The organism is Variovorax glucosi (assembly GCF_051216695.1).
Classification (GTDB): domain Bacteria; phylum Pseudomonadota; class Gammaproteobacteria; order Burkholderiales; family Burkholderiaceae_C; genus Variovorax.
Genome location: NZ_JBPJZE010000017.1, coordinates 1 through 546 on the forward strand (window position 1 = coordinate 1; position 546 = coordinate 546).

The 546-nt window shown below is 64.5% G+C and carries 1 protein-coding gene; it reads left to right on the forward strand.

All coding sequences use genetic code 11. The features are described from left to right. On the forward strand, nucleotides 1–546 hold a 546-nt coding region (locus tag ACSFA3_RS22295), incomplete at both ends, for a GspE/PulE family protein (protein ID WP_435507680.1).

Sequence of the window (546 nt, forward strand, 5' to 3'; positions counted from 1 at the left end):
CGCGTGAAGATCATGTGCGACCTGGACATCAGCGAAAAGCGCAACCCGCAGGACGGAAAGATCAACTTCGCGAAGTACTCGCCGCAGCACCGCATCGAACTGCGCGTGGCGACCATTCCCACCAACAACGGCCTCGAAGACGTGGTGATGCGCATCCTGGCATCGGCCAAGCCCATTCCCATGAGCGCGCTGGGCCTGTCGCCGAACAACCTTGTGCAGCTGACGAAGGCCGTCGAGCGCCCCTACGGCATGGTGCTGTGCGTGGGCCCCACGGGCTCAGGCAAGACGACGACGCTGCACTCGGCGCTGATGCACATCAACACGCCCGAACGCAAGATCTGGACGGCGGAAGACCCGGTCGAAATCACGCAGACCGGGCTGCGGCAGGTGCAGATCAATCCGCGCATCGACTGGACCTTTGCCAAGGCGCTGCGCGCCTTCGTGCGCGCCGACCCGGATGTGATCATGGTCGGCGAAATCCGCGACGAGGAAACCGCGAAGACCGCCATCGAGGCCTCGCTGACCGGCCACCTCGTGCTGTCGACC